The sequence below is a fragment of the Acinetobacter sp. ANC_7588 genome, from assembly GCF_056783995.1.
Genome location: NZ_JBWYIU010000031.1, coordinates 1 through 1,108 on the forward strand (window position 1 = coordinate 1; position 1,108 = coordinate 1,108).

The following is a 1,108-nucleotide window of genomic DNA, read 5'->3' on the forward strand; positions in this document are numbered from 1 at the left end:
GCAGGTCAGCCTGCTGAACTCATCGATGGCTTAATTGAACTCGGTATTAAAGACTTAGTGATCGTCAACAACAACGCAGGTAATGGTGATTACGGCTTGGCTAAACTGTTACAAGCAGGCGCTGTACGTAAAATCATCTGTTCTTTTCCTCGTCAGTCTGACTCTTATGTCTTCGATGAACTCTACCGTGCAGGCAAAATCGAGTTAGAACTTGTACCGCAAGGCAACTTGGCTTGCCGTATTCAAGCGGCGGGTATGGGCTTAGGTCCAATCTACACACCTACAGGTTTTGGTACTTTGCTTGCTGAAGGCAAACCAACCATGAATTATGAAGGTAAAGACTACGTTTTAGAAAATCCAATCAAAGCTGACTTTGCGTTAATTAAAGCGCATAAGGGCGATCGCTGGGGGAACTTGGTGTACCGTAAATCTGCACGTAACTTTGGTCCAATTATGGCCATGGCAGCAGATATCACCATCGCACAAGTATCAGAAGTCGTGGAACTCGGTGCCTTAGATCCTGAACACATCATCACCCCAGGGATCTTTGTACAACACGTTGTACAAGTTCAACCTGCGCAGTAATTTGAGATTGGAGAAATAAAATGAGTTATCAAAAATTAACCCGTGATCAAATTGCTGAACGTGTTGCACAAGATATTCCTGATGGTGCTTATGTCAACCTTGGGATTGGTTTACCAACTAAAATCTCGAGCTATTTACCTGCTGACAAAGATGTCTTTTTACATTCTGAAAATGGTTTATTGGCCTTTGGTCCACCCCCTGCGGAAGAAGACCGTGACCCTGAGTTAATTAACGCAGGTAAAGAGTTTGTAACCCTGCTAGAAGGCGGAGCTTTCTTCCATCATGGTGATTCATTTGCCATGATGCGTGGTGGTCATTTAGACATCGCGGTACTGGGTGCTTTCCAAGTCGCAGAAAATGGTGATCTTGCAAACTGGCATACCGGTGCACCTGATGCCATCCCTGCTGTGGGTGGTGCAATGGACTTAGCCGTGGGTGCGAAAAAAGTCTTTATTACCACCGATCATGTCACTAAAAAAGGCGAACCGAAAATCGTTGCTGAGCTGACTTATCCTGCGACAGG

Annotated in this window: 2 protein-coding genes; both read left to right on the forward strand. The window is 45.2% G+C overall.

Features of this window, described 5'->3' with window-relative positions; translation table 11 throughout:
* The coding region (locus AC1M9J_RS14740; protein WP_035270774.1) for a 3-oxoacid CoA-transferase subunit A at positions 1-585 on the forward strand (585 nt) is incomplete at its 5' end.
* Positions 586-605: 20 nt separating this feature from the next.
* The coding region (locus AC1M9J_RS14745; protein WP_481589642.1) for a CoA-transferase at positions 606-1,108 on the forward strand (503 nt) is incomplete at its 3' end.